The sequence below is a fragment of the Pseudomonas sp. CFBP 13711 genome (assembly GCF_014842265.1).
Taxonomy (GTDB): domain Bacteria; phylum Pseudomonadota; class Gammaproteobacteria; order Pseudomonadales; family Pseudomonadaceae; genus Aquipseudomonas.
Map to the genome: position 1 here is coordinate 1,067,284 of NZ_JACYVI010000001.1, position 22,670 is coordinate 1,089,953.

The 22,670-nt window shown below is 61.4% G+C and carries 19 protein-coding genes; 8 read left to right on the top strand and 11 right to left on the bottom strand.

The annotated features are described in order from the left end of the window. Nucleotides 1-11 precede the first annotated feature (11 nt). The 3 genes from IFT47_RS04825 to IFT47_RS04835 are packed head-to-tail and all read right to left on the bottom strand — an operon-like array spanning nt 12 to nt 2,372. Nucleotides 12-665, bottom strand: a complete 654-nt coding sequence (locus IFT47_RS04825) for an ABC transporter permease (protein ID WP_065990219.1) — start codon at nt 663-665, stop codon at nt 12-14. Then, entirely contained in the window at nt 662-1,630 is a 969-nt protein-coding gene (locus IFT47_RS04830) for a glycine betaine ABC transporter substrate-binding protein (RefSeq protein WP_192170662.1), read from the bottom strand. Before IFT47_RS04830 ends, IFT47_RS04825 begins: the two co-directional genes overlap by 4 nt. A 28-nt stretch (nt 1,631-1,658) precedes the next feature. Next, nucleotides 1,659-2,372: an ABC transporter permease gene (locus IFT47_RS04835; protein ID WP_074886589.1), complete on the bottom strand. Its 714-nt coding sequence runs from the start codon at nt 2,370-2,372 to the stop codon at nt 1,659-1,661. A 333-nt stretch (nt 2,373-2,705) separates the two neighbouring features. Between IFT47_RS04835 and IFT47_RS04840 the strand changes: the two genes are divergently transcribed. Next, nucleotides 2,706-4,289 carry a peptide chain release factor 3 gene (locus tag IFT47_RS04840; protein WP_192170661.1) on the top strand — a complete coding sequence of 528 codons (1,584 nt, stop codon included), beginning with the start codon at nt 2,706-2,708 and terminating at the stop codon, nt 4,287-4,289. Between the two features lie 184 nt (nt 4,290-4,473). Here IFT47_RS04840 and ggt read toward each other — a convergent pair whose 3' ends face one another. Both ggt and IFT47_RS04850 read right to left on the bottom strand, forming a co-directional pair. Beyond that, complete coding sequence (gene ggt, locus IFT47_RS04845; RefSeq protein WP_192170660.1) at nt 4,474-6,141, bottom strand: gamma-glutamyltransferase; 1,668 nt, start codon at nt 6,139-6,141, stop codon at nt 4,474-4,476. Between the two features lie 122 nt (nt 6,142-6,263). After that, nucleotides 6,264-7,163 (bottom strand): DMT family transporter, encoded by a 900-nt coding sequence (locus IFT47_RS04850; RefSeq protein ID WP_244655830.1) that lies wholly within the window; start codon nt 7,161-7,163, stop codon nt 6,264-6,266. Nucleotides 7,164-7,344: 181 nt separating this feature from the next. On the opposite strand from IFT47_RS04850, the gene IFT47_RS04855 reads away from it, so the two are divergent. After that, nucleotides 7,345-8,223 (top strand): LysR family transcriptional regulator, encoded by an 879-nt coding sequence (locus IFT47_RS04855; RefSeq protein ID WP_192170658.1) that lies wholly within the window; start codon nt 7,345-7,347, stop codon nt 8,221-8,223. A gap of 4 nt (nt 8,224-8,227) precedes the next feature. Here IFT47_RS04855 and IFT47_RS04860 read toward each other — a convergent pair whose 3' ends face one another. From IFT47_RS04860 to IFT47_RS04870, 3 genes are all read right to left on the bottom strand, one after another. Further along, nucleotides 8,228-9,124 (bottom strand): LysR substrate-binding domain-containing protein, encoded by an 897-nt coding sequence (locus IFT47_RS04860; protein WP_192170657.1) that lies wholly within the window; start codon nt 9,122-9,124, stop codon nt 8,228-8,230. Nucleotides 9,125-9,239: 115 nt separating this feature from the next. After that, nucleotides 9,240-9,824, bottom strand: coding sequence for an NAD(P)H-dependent oxidoreductase (locus tag IFT47_RS04865; protein ID WP_192170656.1), 585 nt, complete (start codon nt 9,822-9,824; stop codon nt 9,240-9,242). A 213-nt stretch (nt 9,825-10,037) separates the two neighbouring features. After that, the gene (locus IFT47_RS04870; protein ID WP_192170655.1) at nt 10,038-10,802 is read right to left on the bottom strand and encodes a sulfite exporter TauE/SafE family protein; all 765 of its coding nucleotides are present in this window, start codon (nt 10,800-10,802) and stop codon (nt 10,038-10,040) included. A gap of 259 nt (nt 10,803-11,061) precedes the next feature. Between IFT47_RS04870 and argH the strand changes: the two genes are divergently transcribed. Then, a complete protein-coding gene (gene argH / locus IFT47_RS04875; protein WP_192170654.1) occupies nt 11,062-12,489 on the top strand; it encodes an argininosuccinate lyase in 1,428 nt (475 codons plus the stop codon). A gap of 198 nt (nt 12,490-12,687) precedes the next feature. Here the strand turns inward: argH and mmsB are convergent, their stop codons facing one another. The 3 genes from mmsB to IFT47_RS04890 all read right to left on the bottom strand — a co-directional run bounded on the left by mmsB (nt 12,688) and on the right by IFT47_RS04890 (nt 16,557). After that, nucleotides 12,688-13,578: a 3-hydroxyisobutyrate dehydrogenase gene (gene mmsB, locus IFT47_RS04880; RefSeq protein WP_192170653.1), complete on the bottom strand. Its 891-nt coding sequence runs from the start codon at nt 13,576-13,578 to the stop codon at nt 12,688-12,690. A gap of 66 nt (nt 13,579-13,644) precedes the next feature. Further along, the gene (locus IFT47_RS04885) at nt 13,645-15,171 is read right to left on the bottom strand and encodes a CoA-acylating methylmalonate-semialdehyde dehydrogenase (protein ID WP_192170652.1); all 1,527 of its coding nucleotides are present in this window, start codon (nt 15,169-15,171) and stop codon (nt 13,645-13,647) included. Nucleotides 15,172-15,228: 57 nt separating this feature from the next. After that, nucleotides 15,229-16,557, bottom strand: coding sequence for an MFS transporter (locus tag IFT47_RS04890; RefSeq protein WP_192170651.1), 1,329 nt, complete (start codon nt 16,555-16,557; stop codon nt 15,229-15,231). 186 nt (nt 16,558-16,743) lie between these two features. On the opposite strand from IFT47_RS04890, the gene IFT47_RS04895 reads away from it, so the two are divergent. The 5 genes from IFT47_RS04895 (at nt 16,744) to IFT47_RS04915 (ending at nt 22,669) form a co-directional block, all read left to right on the top strand. Beyond that, a complete protein-coding gene (locus IFT47_RS04895; RefSeq protein WP_192170650.1) occupies nt 16,744-17,691 on the top strand; it encodes a LysR family transcriptional regulator in 948 nt (315 codons plus the stop codon). Between the two features lie 439 nt (nt 17,692-18,130). Then, a complete protein-coding gene (locus IFT47_RS04900; RefSeq protein WP_192170649.1) occupies nt 18,131-18,982 on the top strand; it encodes a sugar phosphate isomerase/epimerase family protein in 852 nt (283 codons plus the stop codon). Nucleotides 18,983-18,995: 13 nt separating this feature from the next. After that, nucleotides 18,996-20,060, top strand: a complete 1,065-nt coding sequence (locus IFT47_RS04905) for an isopenicillin N synthase family dioxygenase (RefSeq protein ID WP_192170648.1) — start codon at nt 18,996-18,998, stop codon at nt 20,058-20,060. Between the two features lie 74 nt (nt 20,061-20,134). Further along, a complete protein-coding gene (locus IFT47_RS04910; RefSeq protein ID WP_192170647.1) occupies nt 20,135-20,953 on the top strand; it encodes an ABC transporter substrate-binding protein in 819 nt (272 codons plus the stop codon). Nucleotides 20,954-21,118: 165 nt separating this feature from the next. Further along, complete coding sequence (locus IFT47_RS04915; protein WP_192170646.1) at nt 21,119-22,669, top strand: amino acid ABC transporter permease/ATP-binding protein; 1,551 nt, start codon at nt 21,119-21,121, stop codon at nt 22,667-22,669. Nucleotide 22,670 lies beyond the last annotated feature (1 nt).

Below are 22,670 nucleotides of genomic sequence, written 5' to 3' on the forward strand. Positions count from 1 at the left end.
TTGTTTGGCGATCATTTCAGGAGTCCTTTTGGAGTCAGCGAGCGTTGCAGCCATTGCAGAAGCAGGTCGGCGAAGATGGCCAGAATGCTGACCAGTACGGCGCCGACGATCAGCATCGACATATCGCTGCGGCTGATGGAAGCGAGGATGAGTACGCCCAGACCGCCCGCGCCAATGGTGGCGGCGATGGTCATGACACCGATGTTCATGACCACGGCGGTGCGGACGCCGGCAAGGATCACCGGCACGGCGATCGGCAGTTCGACCATGCGCAGGCGCTGGCCGAAGGTCATGCCGATGCCCTTGGCGGCTTCACGAATGCCGGGCTCGACGCCGGTCAGCGCCAGGTAGGTGTTGCGCATGATCGGCAGCAGCGAGTAGAGAAACACCGCTGTGATCGCCGGCATCGGGCCGAGGCCCTGACCGAACTTCGAATAGAACGGCAGCAGCAAGCCGAACAGGGCAATCGACGGGATGGTCAGCAGCACGGTGGCGCTGGCCTGCAACGGCCCGGCGAGGGTCGGGAAGCGCGTCATTAACACGCCGAGCGGCACGCCGACGACAATCGCCAGCGTTACCGCGATGCCGACGAGGGTGATGTGCTGCAGGGTCAGGTGCATGACCTGATTCCAGTCCAGATGGGAGAAAGCGCTGAGGAAACTCATGGTTTCTCCTCCTGTTTTGCCGCCGACGCCGGCGGGACCGGCACGCTGTCGGCGGAAGGATTGATCGGATGCTCGCGCAGGAATTCTGCCGCCACGACGGTAGGACTTTCGTGGTCGACGTCGATGCGCGCGTTCAGCGTACGCATGGTCTGGTTATCCAGCAGCGCGGCAAGTGGCTTGAGCAAATCGGCCAGTTCCGGGTGCTTGTCGAGGTACTCTTTGCGGATGACTGGTGCGGCGGTGTAGTCCGGGAAGTAGTGCTTATCGTCCGCCAGCACCTTGAGTTTGAACGCGTTCAGGCGGCCATCGGTGGTGTAGACGAGGCCCGCAAAAACCTGCCCGTTGCGCAGCGCGGTGTAGACCAGGCCGGCGTCCATCTGACGAGTGTTTTCACGCCCCAGGTTCATGCCGTAATGCTTGACCATGCCCACCAGACCGTCGGAACGGTTGGCGAACTCGGTGTCCAGCGCAACGATGTGACCCTTGTCGGCTTCGGCCTTGAGCACTGTGGTCAGGTCAGACATGGTGTTGACCTGCGGATACTGCTGGGCAATTTTGTCCGGCAGAGCCAAGGCATAGGTGTTGTTGAACTTGGACGGCGACAGCCAGACCAGCCCCTTTTTCGCGTCCAGTTCCTTGACGCGCTGATAGGTCTGATCGCTGTCGAGCTTCTCGTCGACATGGTTGTAGGCCACCAGCGACACACCGGTGTATTCCCACAGCAGATCCAGCTGGCCGCTTTCCTGAGCACTGCGCGCCAGGTTACTGCCCAGGCCGCCGGTGATCTGGACGTCATAGCCCTTGTCGCGCAGGTATTGAGCCGTCAGTTCGGCCAGCATGGTCTGCTCAGTAAACACCCGCGCGCCGATGCGCAACACGGGCATTTCAGCCGGTGCATCCGCAGCCTGGGCGAAACCGGACAGCAACAGCCCGAGGCCCATGATTAATGTGCATAACTTCTTCATAGCAATTCCTTTCTCAGCGGGGCTCGAGTTATCGAGCCAGGCCGCGTTCCAGCCAGAGACGGCTTGCCAGGGTCACGGCGCCATCGAGCAGCAGCGCCAGCAACGCGGTACACGCGGCGCCCAGCACCAGTTGCGGCTGATTGTTCAGGGCGATGCCGGGGAAAATCAGGCTGCCCAGGCTGTTCGCGCCGATGAGGAAGGCCAGTGGCGCGGTCCCGACGTTGATCGCCAGCGCCACACGCACACCGCCGATGATGATCGGTACGGCGTTGGGCAGCTCGACACGCCACAACACCTGACGCGGTGTCATGCCGATGCCGCGAGCGGCTTCTTTGAGGGACCCCTGAACGTTTTTCAGGCCTTCGTAGGTGTTGCGCACGATGGGCAACAACGAAGCGAGGAACAAAGCGAAGATTGCCGGACCGCTGCCGATGCCCAGAATACCCAGAGCAATGGCCAGCACGGCGAGAGGAGGAACGGTGTTACCGATGTTGAAGATCTGCATGAAGCGTTCGGCGCGGCCAACCATGTTCGGTCGGCTAAGGACAATGCCGGTCGGGATGCCGACCACCAGTGCCGCGAGCATCGAAGCCAACACAAGCCAGACATGGGCTTGCAGATAAAACAGCAGATCATCTTGATATTGCCTGATGGTACTGATGCCGATCCATTGGACCAGCAGGGCCAGGAGTGCAATGACAATCACACCTCCCAACAGCCCCTTGCCATAGCGATTTGCCACGGGCGGACTCCTTATTTCAGTCGGCGAACGTCTGGCGTGGAACTGGCCCTTTAAGGCAGCACGCGAACGTTCGCGAAGAGCAGCGGGTGGGTCGCCGGAAAGGTTGATACCTCGGCGAAAACACAAGCCATGAGCGCAGCTTCGTCAAGCTAACTTGCTGATTTTGCAACCCTTGGCGTCTTGCGATACCAGGGAATGGACGTCTCCGTAACCGCAAAGGTTCCCACGTGCGATGGTATCTGGCCACCCCTTATTGACTGAACGGTTCGGTTATTGCTTTAGTTTGGGCTATAATCGCCGCCCTTTTTTGAATCACCTCTCGGGCGATTTCCCATGACCAGACAGGCCGCCGAAGTCGCGAAACGCCGCACTTTCGCCATCATTTCCCACCCCGATGCGGGTAAGACCACCATCACTGAAAAGCTCTTGCTGATGGGCAAGGCCATTTCCGTCGCCGGTACGGTGAAGTCGCGTAAATCCGACCGTCACGCCACCTCCGACTGGATGGAAATGGAAAAGCAGCGCGGCATCTCCATCACCACGTCGGTCATGCAGTTCCCGTATCGCGATCACATGATCAACCTGCTCGACACCCCGGGCCACGAAGACTTCTCCGAAGACACCTACCGCACGTTGACCGCCGTCGACTCGGCGCTGATGGTGCTCGATGGCGGTAAAGGGGTTGAGCCCCGCACCATCGCACTGATGGACGTCTGCCGCCTGCGCGACACGCCGATCGTGAGCTTCATCAACAAGCTCGACCGCGACATTCGCGACCCGATCGAGCTGCTCGACGAGATCGAAGCGGTCCTGAAGATCAAGGCTGCGCCGATCACCTGGCCGATCGGTTGCTACCGCGATTTCAAAGGCGTCTATCACTTCGCCGACGACTACATCATCGTCTACACCGCCGGTCACGGTCACGAGCGCACCGAGGTGAAAATCATCGAGAAGCTCGACTCGGACGAGGCGCGCGCGCACCTGGGTGACGAATACGATCGCTTTGTCGATCAGCTGGAACTGGTGCAAGGCGCTTGTCATGAATTCAACCAGCAGGAATTCCTCGACGGCCAGTTGACCCCGGTGTTCTTCGGCACGGCGCTGGGCAACTTCGGTGTCGACCACGTTCTGGACGCCGTCGTGAATTGGGCACCGAAGCCACTGGCCCGGGTTGCCAACGAGCGCACGGTCGAGCCGGTCGAGGAAAAGTTCGCCGGTTTCGTGTTCAAGATTCAGGCAAACATGGACCCGAAACACCGCGACCGCATCGCGTTCATGCGCATCTGCTCGGGCAAGTACGACAAGGGCATGAAGATGCGCCATGTGCGCACCGGCAAGGACGTGCGCATCGGTGACGCGCTGACGTTCTTCTCCAGCGAGCGTGAGCAGCTGGAAGAAGCCTACGCCGGCGACATCATCGGCCTGCACAACCACGGCACGATTCAGATCGGCGATACGTTCACTGAAGGCGAGGCGCTGGGCTTCACGGGCATTCCGCACTTCGCCCCGGAGCTGTTCCGCCGCGTGCGCCTGAAAGATCCGCTGAAATCCAAGCAGCTGCGTCAGGGTTTGCAGCAACTGGCCGAGGAAGGCGCCACTCAGGTGTTTTTCCCGCAGCGCAGCAACGACATCATCCTCGGCGCCGTCGGTGTGCTGCAGTTCGATGTGGTCGCCAGCCGTTTGAAGGAAGAATATAAAGTCGAATGCGCCTACGAGCCGATTACCGTGTGGTCAGCCCGCTGGATCGATTGCAGCGACAAGAAGAAGCTCGAGGAATTCGAGAACAAGGCCGTGGAAAACCTGGCCGTGGACGGCGGCGGTCACCTGACCTACCTCGCGCCGACGCGGGTCAACCTGGCCTTGATGGAAGAGCGCTGGCCTGACGTGAAATTCCGCGCAACGCGGGAGCATCACTAAGGCTCACTCCTCCGAGTGATTGTTCCCACGCTTGTGGGAGCGAGCTTGCTCGCGAAAGCGGCATGACAGACAGTTTGAGTAGCCTGAACTGACGCATTCGCGAGCAAGCTCGCTCCCACAATGGTTCTGTGACAATTCGGGCATTCCCACGCGGAACGTGGGAACGATCGCAGCGATCACGCCCTCACTTCACCACCATCCCCACACCCCGCCCACGGGGATCGGACGCGGTTTCGACCTTCGTGCCGTCGATCTTGATCGCCTGCACATTGCCCATCGACCAGCCCTGGTCCTTCAACGTGTAACCCATGGCCGTCAGCTCGTCGGCAACCGGGGTCGCCAGCGGTGCAAATTTCTCGGTGTAGATCGTGTCTTTCGGCAGCAACTGGTGATGAACCCGCTGCGCGGCAACCGCGTCTTTCAGCGGCATGTGGAAGTCATAGATATTGTTCAGCACCTGAAACACCGTGGTGAAAATCCGTGAGCCACCCGGCGTGCCCAGCACCAGCGTGACCGCACCATCGCGGGTGACCAGGCTCGGGCTCATCGACGACAACATGCGCTTGCCGGGCTGAATGGCATTGGCATCTCCGCCGACCACGCCGAACGCATTGGCCACGCCGGGCTTGGAGCTGAAATCATCCATCTCGTCGTTCAGCAAAAAGCCTGCGCCCTTCACCACCACGCCGCTGCCGTAATCCCAGTTCAGGGTGTAGGTGTTGCTGACCGCGTTGCCCTTGGCATCGACGATGGAGAAGTGCGTGGTCTGGTGCGATTCAAGCCCGGCCTTTACGTTTTCCGTGGGCGAAATCGCCGTCGGGTTGACCTCATGGGCGCGCTTGGCCAGGTAGGCGTTGTCGGTCAGCTGATTCACCGGCGCCACGGAAAAGTCCGGATCGCCCAGGTAGTTGGCGCGATCGGCGAACACACGTTTTTCAATTTCAGCGAGCAGGTGGATGTAGCGCGCCGAGTTGAGCGGCACGTCCTTGAAGTCATCGGCAAGCAGCTGCTTCATGCCGATCAATTGCGCCAGCGCTATGCCGCCGGAACTGGGCAGCGGCGCGGTATAAAGCGTGTTGCCGTTGAAGTTCACGTGCAGCGGCTTGCGCCAGACCGCCTTGTAACCCTGCAGGTCCTCCTTGGTGATCAGGCCGTTGTCGTGCTGCATCTGCGCCACCAGCAGATCGGCCGTCTGGCCCTGATAAAACTCGTTGGCGCCTTTGTTGGCGATGCGTTCCAGGGTCTTGGCCAGCTCCGGCTGACGGAAGGTCTCCCCGGTATTCATGTCGCCGAAGTAATCCGCAAAATTGGTTTTGCCGTTGAGCTGTTTGATGGCTTCGGCGCCGTACATGTACTGCTTGTCGGCGACCTTGAAGCCGTTTTTGGCATAACCAATGGCCGGCGTCAGCAGCTCGGCCCACGGCAGCTTGCCGAATTTCTGATGCGCTTCCCACAGCCCCATTACCGTGCCAGGCACCCCCGACGCACGTGCGCCCACCAGACTCATGCCCGGGATGACCTCGCCCTTGTCGTCCAGGTACATGTTGCGCGTGGCGGCTTTCGGCGCGGCTTCGCGGTAGTCGAGAAAATACGGCCGACCGTTCATGAACAGGGTCATGAAGCCACCGCCGCCGATGTTGCCCGCTTCGGGGTAAGTGACCGCCAGGGTGAAGGCCGTGGCGACAGCGGCATCGACGGCGTTGCCGCCCTTTTTCAGAATCTGCGCAGCGACCTGAGCACCGTATTGGTCCGGGGCCGCAACGGCGCCGCCTTCCAGTACCACGGCATACACCGGCGAACTCGCGGCGAAGATCACCGACAGGGCAAGGGTTTTCAGGGTCACTGCACGCATGGGGCTTCCTTGATGGCAAATGCGACAGCTTGGAACTGATGGGCTGTCTGGAGGCTGAAGAGACTAACGGTCCGGCTGCACATTAATGATGAAACTTGGCGCAAACGCAAACGGCCAAGCGCCTAAACCGGGGCACGTTCAGGTTCATCCCGAACGGGAAACACCACCGCCCTCTCCCGACGCAGATTGAGCGCCAACACGCTCGCCAGCACCACAATCGACCCGACGATCACCCGCTGTGAGGGCAACTCGCCCAGCATCACAGACGCGATGGCGATGGCCATCGGTGGCGTCAGGTACAAACTCATCGAGGCGCGGCTGACCTCCATGTGCTTCAAGACGTACGCCCAGGCCAGATACGCCAGCGCGCTGGGGAACAGCCCCAACACACCCACGGCCACATTGACCCTAAGCGGCGCGTTGACGATTTCGCCGATCAGCCCCGGCAGGTAAACCAGCAGGAACACCGTGCCGGCCCAGACCGTGTAACAGACCATGGTCAGGCCGTCGTACCGGTGGCTGTGACGCTTCTGCAGAGAGAAATAAACGCTCCAGGAAAACGCCGCCACCAAGATCAGCAGCCCGCGGGCGTCCATGTGGCCGATGCCGCGATCACCGGTGACGACAATTGCGGCGCCCACCAGCCCGAGCGCCACACAGCCCCAACGCCAGGCGCTGACCCGCTCCTTGAACACGAAATGCGCCAGCAGCGCGGTGAACAGAGGCGTCGACTGAACCAGCACGCTCGACGCCCCGGCAGTCACGCCGGCCTGGCCGAAGTTGAGGGCGATGTGATGCAGGCTGACGGCGAAGAAACCCAGCACCGCGAGCAACGGCAGATCTTTCAGGCGCGGTAACGCGATGCGTTGCGATGAGGCGATTAACAGCATGAACACCGACGCGATCAGAAAGCGCAGCAGCGCCAGATGCCCCGGCTCATAGGCCTGCAAACCGATGCGAATGCCGGTCGGCGAGAAGCCCCAGCAGGCGACCACAAAGAAAGTGGCCAGAGCGACTTTCATCCCCTGCCAGGGCACCGCAGCGTTAGCCGTAACATCGGAATCAGGAACTGGCTCAGCTACCACGCTCATCTCGATACTCCTGCCGACAAGCCCGGCGCTTGCCCATGGCTGCGAGTATCGAAACAACCTATGCTCACCACAACCGAACAATAATGACTCAACCCCTCACTTTTGGTGATGAATGGAACTGGCCCAGATCCGCATGTTCAAGACTGTCGTCGACACCGGCAGCATTGCCCGCGCTGCGGAGGTGTTGCATTGCGTGCCATCGAACATCACCGCACGGATCAAGGCGCTTGAAGCAGAGCTGGGCACCGAGCTGTTCTACCGTCAGGGCCGCGGTTTGCGCATCAGCGCGGCGGGAGAAATCTTCCTCACCTACGCCGGCAAGATGCTGAGCCTGGCCGACGAAGCCAAACGCGCGGTGCACCCGGACGCCGCGCCATCCGGGCCGTTGCGCATCGGCGCCATCGAATCTTCGGCCACGGCGCGGCTGCCGCGACTGCTGGCGCGCTTTCATGCGCGTTATCCGCAGGTGTCGCTGGAGCTGACCACTGGCACCGGCACGCAGCTGCTGGAAGCGACGCTCAACCAGAAGCTCGATGGCGCCATTGTCGCCATCGATGTCAAACGCCCACGGCTCAAGCGCACGTCGATGTACCGGGAGGATCTGGTGCTGATTGCCGCCGAGTCGTTGGGGCCGATTCGGAGCGCGGCGGATCTGCAGGGCAAATCGATTTTCATGTGGCCCGAAGGCTGCCCTTATCGCGCGGCGCTGGAGCGCTGGTTGCAGAGCGACGGCCAGACTCAGCCCATCGTCAGCATCGCCAATTACGGCACCATCGTCGGTTGCGTCAGCGCCGGGGCCGGGGTGGCGCTGGTGCCCAAAGGGGTTTACGAGCAGTACCGGAAAGGCTCGGGCTGGGTCGGTTATGAATTCCCTGAACTGACCTCCATCGACAACCTGTTTTACTGGCACGAGAGCGCCGAGCATCACCCGGCGCGGGAGGCGTTTGTGCAGATGTTACGGGCGGAATTCAGCGGGGTGGGCGAGGCGTGACGCGTCAGGCGGCGTACACCGCCAGTTTCTCCTGAATGAAATCCAGAAAGCACTGAATCCGCAACGCCAGCTGCGAGTTGCGGTAGTAAACGGCGTGGATCGGCTGTCGATAGCCGCTGTTGGCCTGGGGCAGGATGACGTTTAGGCGGCCCTGGCGGATGTCTTCGTGGGTCATGAAGTGCGACAGGCACACGATGCCCTCACCCGCCAACGCCAACTGGCGCAACGTCTCGCCGCTGGAGGCCGAAACCGTCGGCTGAATGAACAGCCGATCCCCGTCCGCGTGGCGCAACGGCCAGTGGTTGAGGGTTTCGGTCTGGGTGAAGCCGAGCAGGGAATGCTCGCTCAGCGCTGCAACGGTCTTCGGCGTGCCGTGCTTTTCGAGGTATTCAGGGCTGGCCAGGATGTTCAGCGGGCTGCTGCCAAGAGGCCGGGCGTGCAGGGTGGAATCGGCCAGCACGCCAATACGGATCGCCACATCGGTGCTCTGTTCCAGCAGATCGATGATCAGATCGTTGCTGTTCAGCTCCAGCTGGATGTCCGGGTACAGCGCACGAAACTCGGCAACGTACGGGACGATGGAATGCAGCATGAAAGGCGACGCCGCGTTGATCCGCAAACGGCCGGAGGGCGTCTGCTGTCGCACCGACATGCGTTCTTCCAGCTCTTCCATCTGATCCAGAATCTGCCTGGCCCGCTCGAGGAAATACTTGCCCTCCTCGGTCAGGTCCATGCGCCGCGTGGTGCGGTTGATCAACGTCGTGCCCAGCTTGCCTTCGAGTCGCGACAGCGTGCGGCTGATTGCCGAAGGCGTCTGCCCGACCTGCTCGGCCGCAGCTGAAATCGAGCCGCTTTCGATCACCGTGACAAAAACCTGCAACTCATCTGACCTGGCTTTCACTGTTGTCTCCCGCTCACAAGAGACTGGATATTAGCGTGCTTGCTGGCAAGAGCGGCAAGCGGCAGGCATTGAGCTTTAAGCTTGCCGCTTGAAGCTTGTAGCTCGCTCCTCCCCCTCAGATCCCGAACACCGAGGCCAGATGCGCCTCGTACCGCTTCACGTCTGCTTCCACATTCGGCATCTTCATCACGTCCACCGCCAGGAAGGTCGGCAGGCCGGTCATGCCCAAGAATTGGTTGGCCTTGTGGAAGGGGAAGTACACGGCATCCACGCCCTTGGCTTCGAAGAAGTCGGCCGGGTCGTCGAACGCTTGCTGCGGCGCATTCCAGGTGGCCGAAATCATGTATTGCTTGCCGTGCAGCAAGCCGCCGCTGCCATAACGCTGGGAGGCATCGGAACGGGTGCGACCGTCGTTGGCGTACAGGCTGCCGTGACCTTCGGTGAACACTTCGTCGATGTACTTTTTCACCGTCCACGGCGCCCCCATCCACCAGCCCGGCATCTGCCAGATAATCACGTCAGCCCAGAGAAACTTCTGCACTTCTTCGGCCACGTCGTAGCCGCCGTCGATGAAGGTCTGTCGTACTTCAAAACCGGCACGATCCAGCAGCGTCAGGCCGGCTTCATGCAGCGTGGTGTTGTAGCGGCCATCGGAGTGCGCAAATTGTTTGCCGCCGTTGAGAAACAGTACTTTTTTCATATCAAGCCTCGTCCGTCGTCAATGCAGCCCGCGGCTCAGCGGTACTGGATTGAGGGTCTTCAATTGGAATGGACGGCAGAATATCTGGCGGACGAGACGGGAATAAGCCACAGACGGGCAAAATACATTTGCGCCTGAATCACGAGTCAGGCGGCTATTGATGAATTTATGTTGATAGAACGGCAGCGTGAATCCGAGCCGAACGCCGCGTAATCAGCCCGCGATCATCAGATGCGCGCCCAGCAGGGCCATGCCGATAAAGAACATCCGCTTGAACACCAGCGCGCTGATCCGTTGACGCAGCCACTGACCGAACATCATCCCGAGCAACGCAGGAATCAGCGCCAGCAACGAGGCGCCCATTTCGGCGCTGCCCACTGCGCCGTTCCAGAACAGACCGACACCCAGTGCCAGGGTCGAGACGGTGAACGACAGCCCCAGCGCCTGCACCAGTTCATTACGATCCAGCCCCAGGCCCTGAATGTAGGGCACCGCCGGAATGACGAAGACGCCGGTGGCCGAGGTGACCAGCCCGGTGATGAATCCGCACAACGGTCCAAGCCAGCGCTCTGCAGTGGGCGGCACCCTGAGCGTCGGCAAAAACAGGCCACACAGCGCGTACACAAACAGCGCGCCGCCCAGTGCCCTCGCCATGGCGTGCCCGTTGCCAAGGCCCAGCGCGTAGGAGCCGAGCAGCGTGCCGATGACGATCATCAACAGCAGCGGCCACAACCGCGTGCACAGTCCGCGAAGATGTCCGCCGGTTGCCAGCTGCCAAAAGTTGGTCAGCGTCGAGGGGATCAGCAGCAACGCCGCCGCCTGGGTCGGCAGCATCATCACGCCCAGCAGCCCCATCGCGACCGTCGGCAGGCCCATGCCAATCACGCCCTTCACCGTCCCCGCCAGCAGAAACGTCAGCAGCACCAGCGCTGACAAGGTCCAGCCGAGGTTTTGATAGAGCGATAGGAAATCAGTCATGGGCGCATCCTGCGAAAGGTCGAAGAGGGTAAACAGCGAGCGTTGTGATCGGCGCCACTTCACCACATTCCGCCACCTGCGGTAACGAAAAAAAGTCTGCACCACGCTTCTGATCAGCAGGCCGAATCAAGCAGCTTTCCATTTCTGCCAACCCGACTTGCCATTTGTAACGTTTCACCGGCAGCCGGTTTTTTCTAGGATCCCCTGACGTCGCCGACGCCTGGCTCGCCAGCAATCACGTGTTTGAGGGGGAATGCATATGTCCGATGCAACTGAGCGTCTGTGGGGCGCGCGCTTTAAATCAGCGCCAGCCGAAGCGATGGCCAACCTGTCACGCTCGCCCGCCGTCTATTTCCGCATGACGCCTTATGACGTGGCAGGCTCCAAGGCCCACGCCCACGAGCTTGAGCGCGCCGGTTTGCTGGACGCCGACGAAACCCGCCGCATCATCGACGCGCTGCGATCGATTGACGAGGATTTTGCCGCCGGCACGATTCAGCCCATTCCCGCCGACGAGGACGTGCACACCTTCATCGAGCGCCTGCTCACCGAACGCCTTGGCGCACTGGGCGGCAAGCTTCGCGCCGGGCGCTCGCGCAACGATCAGACAGCCAATGACATGCGGCTGTTTTTGCGTGACCGGATTCGCGTGCTGACCCTGTCGATTCTGGATTTGCAGCAGGCGTTGGTCGGCCAGGCCGAAGCGCATATCGAGACCATTGCGCCGGGTTTCACTCACTTGCAACAAGCGCAGCCAATCGTGTTCGGTCATCACCTGATGGCCCACGCCCAGGCAATTCATCGTGATATCCAGCGCCTGCAGGATTGGGATCAGCGCTTCCATCTGTCGCCCCTCGGCGCCGCCGCCATGGCCGGTTCCGCCATCGCCCGCGACCCGCAACGTTCGGCGGCGGAAATGGGCTACGCCGGGCCGTGTGAGAACTCCATCGACGCCGTCGGCAGCCGCGATCACGTGGCCGAGTTTCTGTTCTGTGCGAGCATGCTGGGGATCAATATTTCGCGCATGGCCGAGGAGTTCTGCATCTGGACGTCTCGGCAGTTTCGCTGGGTCGAGCTGGACGATGCCTACGCCACGGGCAGCTCGATCATGCCGCAGAAGAAGAACCCGGACATCGCCGAACTGGCCCGGGGTAAATCCGGCCGGTTGATCGGTTCGCTGACGGCGATTCTGTCGGTGCTCAAGGCGCAGCCGCTGTCGTACAACCGGGATTTGAGCGAAGACAAGCACGCCATCTTCGACGCTTTGGACACGCTGAATCTGGTGCTGCCCGCCTTCGCCGGCATGGTTCGAACCATGAAGGTGCGCAAGGACGAATTGCTGCGGCAGGCACCTTTGGGGTTCACCCTGGCGACGGAAATCGCCGACTGGCTGGCCGTTCGCGGTGTGCCGTTCAAGGAAGCCCACGAGATCACCGGGCAACTGGTGCAGCTGTGCGAGGCCCAGGACATCGGGCTGCCGGAGCTGACGCCAAAGATGCTCGCCGACACCGACCCGCGCCTGACGCCGGAGGTGTTGGAGAGCCTGACGCTTGAAGCTGCACTGGCAGCGCGCAGCGGCTGGGGCGGTACGTCGCCGGTGCGAGTGGCCGAACAGATCGCGCGGTTTAAGAAGCACCTGGTGGCGCAAGAGCAGTGGGCCAAGGATTACAGCGGCCCGCGGGGTTAGTTCTCGGTGGGACTCCGTGTATTCAGTGGGACCGCGTGCACATTGTAGGACCGGCTTTAGCCGGGAAGGCGTCGGATGCCACGCCGCGGCATTGCTGTGTTGGTGCTGGCCTCGTCCCGGCTGAAGCCGGTCCCACTCGGTGACCGCGTGCACATTGTGGGACCGGCTTTAGCCGGGAAGAGGCCGGGGCGTGCACCATCAGTTTTCCTTCTTGATGTAACCCTGAACCACCGCCGAGAAATCCTTGCCGCCATCACCGCGCAGACTCATCGCCTGATACAGCTGCTGCGCCAGCGCGCCCATGATCACCGGTTGGCGTGCGGCTTTGGCGGCTTCGGTTGCCAGGCCCAGGTCCTTGAGCATCAGCTCTGCGCCAAACCCTCCGGTGTAGCCGCGCGACGCCGGGGCGGTTTCCACGACGCCGGGCCACGGGTTGTACATTTCCGAGCTCCAGCAGCGTCCGGTCGAGCTGTTGATGATGGTCGCCAGCACGCCGGTGTCGATGCCCAGGCTATTACCCAGCGCCATGGCTTCTGCCACACCGATCATGGAAATGCCCAAGAGCATGTTGTTGCAGATCTTGGCGATCTGCCCGGTGCCGACATCGCCGCAGTGGACGATGTTGCGGCCCATCTGCGCGAGGATCGGCTTGAGCACCGTGAAGTGCTCAAGACTCGCGCCGACCATGAACGTCAACGTCCCGGCCTGCGCGCCGCCCGTGCCGCCCGACACCGGCGCATCGCCGACCACCACACCTTGTTTCGCCGCTGCGGCCGCCACATCGCGGATAGTCTGTGGATCGATGGTGCTGCAGTCCACCGCCGGAACGCCTGCGCTGATGCCAGCCAATACGCCGTCTTCATTCAGATAAACCGCGCGAACGTGGGCTGCCGCCGGGAGCATGGTAATGACCAGGTCGGCACCCTGAGCAGCATGTTTGGGCGACTCACTGATGCGGCTGCCCAATTCGGCCAGCTCGGCCAGCACCTGTTGGTTCAGGTCGAACAAATGCAGCTGATGCCCGGCACGGATCAGGTTCCTCGCCATCGGCGCCCCCATATTGCCCAGGCCGATGAATGCGATTTTCATTGTTGTTCTCCTTGTTCAGTTCCAGTGCCACCGGCGACACGCGCGCCCGCTTAAAGCGCGTCGCACTCAACGCAAATTGATCGTCGTGTTCACCCCGTCATTCATGCTGTCGTCATCGAACCAGCGGCTGGTGACGGTCTTGGTCTGAGTGTAGAACTGCACCACCTGCTTGCCGTACGGCCCCAGATCTCCCAGCTTCGAACCGCGCGAACCGGTGAAGCTGAAGAACGGCACCGGCACGGGAATCGGGATATTGATGCCGACCTGACCCACGTCGATTTCACTCTGGAATTTGCGCGCCGCCGCACCGCTCTGAGTGAACAGCCCGACGCCGTTGCCGAACGGGTTGGCGTTGACCAGCGCAATGGCCTGATCCAGCGTGTCGACTTCCAGCACCACGAGCACCGGCCCGAAGATTTCCTGAGTGTAGATCTGCATCTCGGTGGTCACGCCGGTAAACAGCGTCGGCCCGACGAAATTGCCTTCCTCAAAGCCCGCCACTGTGATGCCACGCCCGTCCAGTTCGAGGGTGGCGCCTTCCTGGACGCCACTTTCGATCAGATCAAGAATCCGCTGTCTCGCGCGCTTCGAAATCACCGGCCCGACATCGGTGCCCGGCTCGCTGCCCGCATTCACCTTGAGCTTCTGCGCCAGCGCCTTCAGGTCGGGAATCCACTGCTTCGCCGCGCCGACCATGACCACCGCCGACGTCGCCATGCAGCGCTGACCCGCCGCACCGAAACCGGCGCCGACCAGTGCGTTGAGGGTCTGCTCGCGATTGGCATCGGGCAGCACAACGGCATGGTTCTTGGCGCCCATCATCGACTGCACACGCTTGCCGTGTTTGCCGGCCAGCTCGTAAACGTGAGTGCCCACTGCCGTCGAGCCTACGAAGGAAACCGCCTTGATGTCCTTGTGGGTGCAGATCCCGTCGACCACCTCTTTGCCGCCGTGCACAACGTTGAGCACGCCCGCCGGCACGCCCGCTTCGACGGCCAGCTCCACCAGCAGCATCGTCGACATCGGGTCCTGCTCGGACGGTTTCAGCACGAAGGTGTTGCCGCAGGCGATGGCCATCGGGAACATCCACAGCGGAATCATCGCCGGGAAGTTGAAAGGCGTGATCCCTGCGCAAACGCCGATGGGCTGACGCAGGGTGTAGGTGTCCACGCCGCCGGCGACGTTTTCAGCGAATTCGCCCATCTGCAGCGTGCCGATGGAGCACGCGTGCTCAACCACTTCCAGGCCGCGGAAGATATCGCCCTCGGCGTCCGCAATCGTCTTGCCCTGTTCGGCGCTGAGCACCACGGCGATGCGTTTGGAGTGTTCCCGGATTAACGCCTGCAGCTTGAGCATGATGCGCATACGGGCGCCAATCGGCGTGTGCCGCCAAGTGGTGAATGCCTTCTGCGCAGCGGCGACGGCGGCATCGACCTCAGCGGCCGTGGCGAACGGCACGTGGGCCAGCACTTCCTGGGTGGCGGGGTTGACCACGTCGAGCCACTCGGTGGTTTGCGACTCAACCCATTCACCGCCGATCAGCAGCTTCACGCGGGCCACGGTGGTGTTGTTTTTGTTCAGTGACACGTTCATTGCCATTGCTCCATTCAAGGCAGCGCGCCGGCGTGGGCGCGCTGAAAAAAAGTCGATTCAGGCTGCGCGATGGCGAGGCGGATCGCGCTTCATCAGCGCGGTGCAGACCAATGCCACCAGCGCCATGCCGATCAGGTAGACGATCACGTAGTGCGGACTGCCGCCGCCCATGGCCAGCAATTGCGTGGCGATCATCGGCGCAAATCCACCGCCCAACACGCCCGCCAACTGCACCGAGACAGAGATGCCGCTGTAGCGAATTTCCGCCGGGAACTGGCGAGCAAATAACAGGGATTCCGGCGCGTACAGGATCGGGAACACCACGCCCACCGCCAGCACCATCGCCCACCACACCATCTGCGGTTCGCGGGTGCCGAGCATGGCGAAGAACGGATAGACGAAGGCGCAGAGCAGCAAAAGCCCGGCGAAATACAGACGTTTCTGACCGACCTTGTCGGACAGGTGCCCACACAGCGGCATGGTCACCAAGGACAGCGCAGCGCCAGCGGTGATCGCGCTCAGCACGTCGGCACGGGGTATCAGCAACTGATTGGCGGCGTACGCCAGGGCGAAGGTCACCGACATGTAAAACCAGGCGTTCTCGGCCGTGCGCGCGCCGATGATGGTCAGGGTTTCCTTCGGATGCTCGCGGAACACTTTGAACAGCGGCACCTTGACGGCGATGTTGTCTTTTTTCAGCTTCTCGAAATCGGGCGACTCCGGGACTTTCAAGCGAATCAACCAGCCAACGCCCAGCAGCACAACGCTGGCCAGAAACGGAATCCGCCAGCCCCAACTGAGCATGTCGGCCTCCGGCAATTTGGCAACCATGCCCATCGCCAGCGAGGCTAGTACCAGCCCGGCACCAACGCCGGTTTGCGGCAGGCTGCCGTAGAAACCTTTGCGGCCCTCGGGCGCATGTTCGACGGCCATCAGCACCGCCCCGCCCCATTCGCCGCCGACCGCCATGCCCTGGAGAAACCGCATCGCCACCAGCAGGACTGCAGCCCAGTAGCCGATCTGTTCGTAGGTGGGAATCAGGCCGATGATGATGGTCGGAATGCCCATCAGCATCAGGGTGAACAGGAGCATGGACTTGCGCCCGATCTTATCGCCGAAATGGCCGAACACGATGCCGCCCAGTGGCCGGCCAAGAAAGCCCACCGCGTAGGTGGCGAACGCCGCCAGCACACCAATGATCGGGTCCAGTGCAGGGAAGAAGATCTTGTTGAAGATCAGTGCGGCAGCCGTGCCGTAGAGGAAAAAGTCGTACCACTCGATGGTCGTGCCGGCCATGCTTGCCGCGCCGGCAAGCCGATAGGATCGGGCGTTTTTCACGGGGCCGGCATCGAGTGCGCCAGCGTCCGCCGTAATAGCGTTCTTCATAAACTCCTCCGCTTATTTATTGTTGTGCAGGGTGTTATGGCATGTGGGATGGGGCGGTTTGCCGGGGCGCTACCTCGTTGGTTTCAGCTGCTGCAGCAGGCGTTGACGGACAGGTTGGATCCGGCCGCGCTTCGGAGTATAGATGTGCAAACTTCTAATAAAAACGCACATAAAAGCAGGTTCAACATGCAAAAAAACATCACGTCCCTGAGCGCGCTGAACTGGGATGACCTGAAGTTTTTTCTCGAAGTGGCGCGCACGCGCAAGGCCAGTTCCGCGGCCAAACGCCTCGCGGTGGACTACACAACGGTGTCGCGCCGGATCAGCTCGCTGGAAACTTCACTGGGCACGTTGCTGTTCGAAAAATCCCGCAACAACGGCTTCATCCTCACGGCGGAAGGCCAACGATTGCTGGGCGCTGCGGAGTCCATCGAAAGCACGCTGCACATCGCCTGCGAGCAGGTTTCCGGCTCCGGCGTCGCGTTGTCGGGGCACGTGCGCATGGGCTGCACCGAAGGCTTCGGCAGCTTCTTCATCACCCCGCAAATCAGTCACTTCACCGACACGTACCCTGCCATTTCGGTGGACATCCTGCCGCTGCCGCACTTCATCAGCCTGTCCAAGCGCGAGGCCGATATCGTCATCGCGCTGGAGCGTCCGGAACACGGGCCTTACGTGTGCTGCAAACTGTGCGACTACAGCCTGAGGCTCTACGCCACTCAGGAGTATCTCGACAACCACGCGCCGATACTCAAGACCGAAGACCTCGCCGACCATCCGTTCATCAGCTATGTCGACGACCTGGCCTTCAGCTCGGAATTGCTCTACCTCAGCAACCTGCTCCCCGGCGCCCACGCCACCCTGCGCAGCACCAGCGTCATCGCCCAATACGTCGCCGCGTTGCAGGGACGAGCGCTGGCGATCCTGCCGTGCTTTCTGGCGGCACAGGATGCTCGGCTGTTGCCGGTGCTGGAAAGTGAGGTGGATATCACGCGGCAGTTCTGGATGTATTGCCGCGAGGACTTGAGGAAGCTCAAGCGGATTACGTTGCTGTGGGATTACATCCGTGAGGCTACCGAGCGCAATCAGGGGTTTCTGCTGGGCAAGACGGAACGGATGACGTTTGTGGATTGAACGAAAAGTCGGCTGCAGGTAGGGGTAGCGCCCAACTTGCCTGCGGATGAAACGCGATCCTGTGGGAGTGAGCTTGCTCACGAAGGCGGCATCTCAGGCGCTGAAGATGCGGTGGATGTTCCTATCTATTCGCGAGCAAGGTGGAGCGCCATCCCGGCCACTCCCACATGAACGTCGCATGCCTGAAGTCTGCGTCTACCTCGCACCTCCCGACCATAGTTCAGAAATCTCTGAACTATGCATTTGAGCTTTCCTATTCTTCCCGTTCATCGGCCGAATCTAAGATCGGCCGCAATAAAGGAGCCCGTCCAGTAGAGACACGGCCCGAAGATTGCCTTTTCTGATGTGACTGCCGCTGTACCCGTCTCGGCCCGCGCCGCGGCGGAGCCCTTTCTCGGGTCACACGTCAGCCGCTTGCTGCAATCTTTGAGGACGCTCGATGAAACTGGAAATCTTCCGCACGCTCTGGGGCTACCGCGCCAGCAAGGCCCAGGCGCTGGATGAGCTGCTGGAAGCCGGATTCGACGGCATGGAAGCACGCCTGCCACTGACGCCTGTCGAGCGTGCGGAATTCGGTGCCTTCCTGCGCGCCAATCACGTGCCTTACATCGCCACCGTTTTCACCGCCTACGACGTCCTCCCGGAACAATCAGCGACCACCGCGGAACACCTCACCGATCTGGAACAGAAGCTCGCCTGGTCAACCGAACTGGCGCCGCGCTTCGTCAACGTGCTGGCCGGCAACGACCGCTGGCAATTGCCGCAGCAGGTGGACTTCTTCGGTCGGGCACTGGAGGTGGCGCGCAAGCACGGGCAGACCGTCACTTTCGAAACCCATCGCGCCCGCTCGCTGTTCAATCCGTGGGTCACCCTTGAGCTGATCCGCCAACTGCCCGATCTACGCTTCACCAGCGACATCAGCCACTGGATCGTCACCTGCGAGCGTTTGCTCGACGACCCGGAAGACGACCTCAGCGCGTTCGTCGAGCGCGTTCATCACATTCAGGCTCGGGTCGGCTACGACCAGGGTCCGCAAGTCCCTCATCCGGCTGCCCCCGAGTACGCCCGAGAGCTGGCTTTCCATCAGCAGCACTGGGAAGCCGTGTGGACATCCCAGCAGGCCCGCGGTTATCAGGTCAGCACGATGACGCCTGAATTCGGCGCCGACGGCTATCTGCATCATCTGCCCTTCACCAATGTGCCGGTGGCCGATCTCTGGTCGCTGAACCTGTGGATGGGCCGGACCGAACGCGAACATTTTCAGCGCTTCACCCACACCACAAGCCGATAAGGAGCGTTTCGTCATGCCAGATCCGTCGCACACGGCAGCCCCGAAGGTCGCCAATTTCAGCAGCATCCCGGTGGTCGATATCGCGGGGTTGTTCAGCCCCGACATCGCACTGCGTCAGGCCGTCGCCGACGAACTGGGCAAGGCGGCGCGGGAAGTGGGCTTTCTGTACGTCAGGAATCACGGCATCGCGCCGTCTTTGATCGACGGTCTGCGTCAGGCGGCCAAGGACCTGTTCGCCCAATCCCTCGATTACAAAATGCAGCACTACATCGGCACTTCACGCAGCCACAAAGGCTTCGTACCCGAGGGCGAAGAGGTGTACGCCAAGGGCAAGCCGGATCACAAAGAGGCGTTCGATATCGGTTTTGAAGTGGGCGATGACGACCCACTGGTGATCGCTAAAACCCCGCTGATCGGTGCCAACGAATGGCCGGACCTGCCCGGCTTTCGCCCTGCGGTCGAAGCGTATTACGCGGCGGTGTTTGCCCTGGGCCGCCGCCTGTTCGACGGCTTTGCGCTGGCGCTGGGCCTGGAGGAAGGCTACTTCGAGGCGATGGTCACCCGTCCGCCGTCGAAGCTGCGACTGATTCATTACCCGTTCGACGGCGCCGCCCAAGATGCGCCCGGAATTGGTGCGCACACCGATTACGAGTGCTTCACCATGCTGCTGGCCGACAAGCCCGGGCTGGAAGTGATGAACGACCTCGGGCAGTGGATCGACGCGCCCCCGGTTGATGGCGCGTTTGTGGTCAACATCGGCGACATGCTGGAGGTCATGACCGCTGGTACGTTCGTTGCTACGGCTCATCGGGTACGCACGGTCAGCGAGGAGCGCTATTCGTTTCCACTGTTCTTCGCCTGCGACTTCCACACCCAGATCAAGCCCCTTCCGCAGTTCGACAAGGGCACTGCCGACTACGAAGAAATCACCATCGGCGAGCACATGTTCGGTCAGGCATTGCAGACCTACCAATACCTGCGGCGCAAGGTCGAGAACGGCGAACTCAAGCTGTACGAAAAGGCGCGCAAGCCGTCGAGCTTCGGCCACCTGAAGAATCAGACACAGGACGTATCTTGATGCGATACGGCGCCCTGCATCACTCGAATACCCAGCACACCCAGCCCTACTTTCCTGACGTGGAGTCACCGACGATGCGCAACACTTTGAACACTGCTGTCCGCTTGACCGTGCTTGCCTCCGCCATGCTCGGCGCGTCGTTATTGGCTGCCACGGCCGCACAAGCTGCCACCACCGTGACGCCCGGGCAGTTCAAGGTTGGCATGGAGATCACCTACCCCCCATTCGAATCCTACGACGAGAAGAAGAACGTCGTCGGTGCCGACCCTGACCTCTCGCGCCTGCTCGCCAAGCACATGGACCTCAAAGCGGAGTTCGTCGACACCAAGTTCTCCAGCCTGATCCTCAGCCTCAATGCCGGGCACTACGACGCGATCATTTCGGGCATGTACATCACGCCGGAGCGCCAGACCCAGGCACAGACCATTCCCTACGCTGTAACCGGCGCGGCGATCATGGTGCTCAAGGACAGTCCGCTCAAACCCAAGGTGCCGGAAGACTTGTGTGGGCTGAAAATCGGCCTGGAAAAAGGCACCACGTGGGTCACCCAGTTCAACAAGCTCTCCACCGAATACTGCGTGCCGAAGGGCAAAGGCCCGGTCGCCGTCAGCGAATTCCCGTCGGCACCGGAAGTGACCCAGGCGCTGCTGTCAGGGAACGTGCAGGCGCAGGTAGAAATCGACGGCGCCGCCGGCATGATCGCCGAACGCACCAAGGGCCGCGTGGTGGTCAGCACCGAGCATTCGATCTATCAGCAGACGCTTGGCATCTACGTGAAGAAGGGCAATGACGAGCTCTATCAGGCGTTACTCAAGGCCTTCGACGAGACCAAAAAATCCGGCGAATACGCTGCGCTCTTGAAGAAATACAACCTGGAAGAGCCCGCGAACTGACGGCTTGATGCGTCACCCGTGTAGGAGTGAGCTTGCTCGCGATTGGCCGTGACAGACGATGAAGGTGTGTTGGCTGTACCGAAGTCATCGCGAGCAAGCTCACTCCCACAGGGATCGCGTTTGACAAGAGAATCCCGCCGGGCCCCGCCCTGCTGAGGTGTGTGTATGCAATTCGAATGGTCCTACTTTTTTTCTCTGTTCTCGGTCGCTGACTTCTGGGAATCCTGCATCACCGTGATCGAACTCAGCGCCCTGGGCTGGTTCATCGGCATGCTGCTGGGTTTCCTCCTGGCCTCGGCCAAGCTCTCGACCGCACGCTGGATCAGTGTGCCGGCGTCGATTTATATCTGGTTCTTCCGCAGTGTCCCGCTGCTGGTGCTGGTGGTGTTTACCTACAACCTGCCACAGATGTTTCCGGTCACCCGCGAGGTGCTGTCCAACCCCTTCTATTCCGGCCTTCTTGCGCTGGTGGTCACGGAGGCGGCGTACATGGCGGAGATTCACCGGGGCGGCCTGATCTCGGTCGCCAAGGGCCAGAAGGAAGCGGGCCGCGCCTTGGGTGTTGGTCTGATCGGCATGCAGCGTCTGATCGTCATCCCCCAGGCATTCCGTATCTCCCTGCCGACGCTGGTGAATGAATACATCACCGTGGTGAAACTGACCTCACTCGTGTCAGTGATTTCCCTCACTGAGCTGCTGACCGTGGGCCAACGCCTCTACGCGCAAAACTTTCTGGTCATGGAAACGCTGTCGGCCGTCGCGGTGTATTACGTGATGATCGTCACGGTGTTCGGCTGGCTGTTTCACTGGCTGGAGCAGCACCTGGAGCTGAGCAATCGCAAGCCGCAAACCCTCGACGACCCTGCCCTGAGTAACCTGCGCACCAGCCTGGTCACGCAGCCCGCAGTGACGCGTCAGCCGCTAACAGGTCCGGGCTCGGCGCCGGCGCTGCAACTGGTCAACATCCACAAAAGCTACGGGCAGCATGAGGTGCTCAAGGGCATCAATCTGGAGGTGGAGGCTGGGCAGGTCATCTCCATCATCGGCCCGTCGGGCTCGGGCAAGACGTCGCTGATTCGCACGGTCAACAGCCTGGAGACCATCGACAAGGGCGAGATCATCCTGTTTGGCGAAGGCTACATTCACGCCGGCGACAACCCCAACGCACCGCAGATCCGCCTAGGGGTGCAGCGCATCGGCATGGTGTTCCAGAACTTCAACCTGTTCCCCCACCGCACCATTCTCGACAACGTGACCCTCGCGCCGCGGTACCACGGCCGCGACCGGGACCTCAGCGAGCAACGCGCCTACGCCCTGCTCGACAAGGTCGGGCTGCTGGCCCATGCGCACAAATACCCCCATCAGTTATCCGGCGGTCAGCAACAGCGCGTGGCGATTGCCCGGGCACTGGCGATGGACCCGCAGATCATGCTCTTCGACGAACCGACGTCTGCGCTGGACCCGGAGTTGGTGGGCGACGTGCTCAAGGTCATCGCCGACCTGGCGAAGGAAGGCATGACGATGCTCATCGTCACCCATGAGATGGACTTCGCCCTGTCGATTTCCGACCGGGTGATTTTCATGGAAAACGGCATCGTGCAGGTCGACGCCGCGCCGCAGACGATTCTTGCCGATCAGTGCGGCGAGCGCGTGCGCAGGTTCATGGGGCTGGATCACGCCGTGACGCAACAAACGCCTGCGCTCAAAGAAGCTTGAG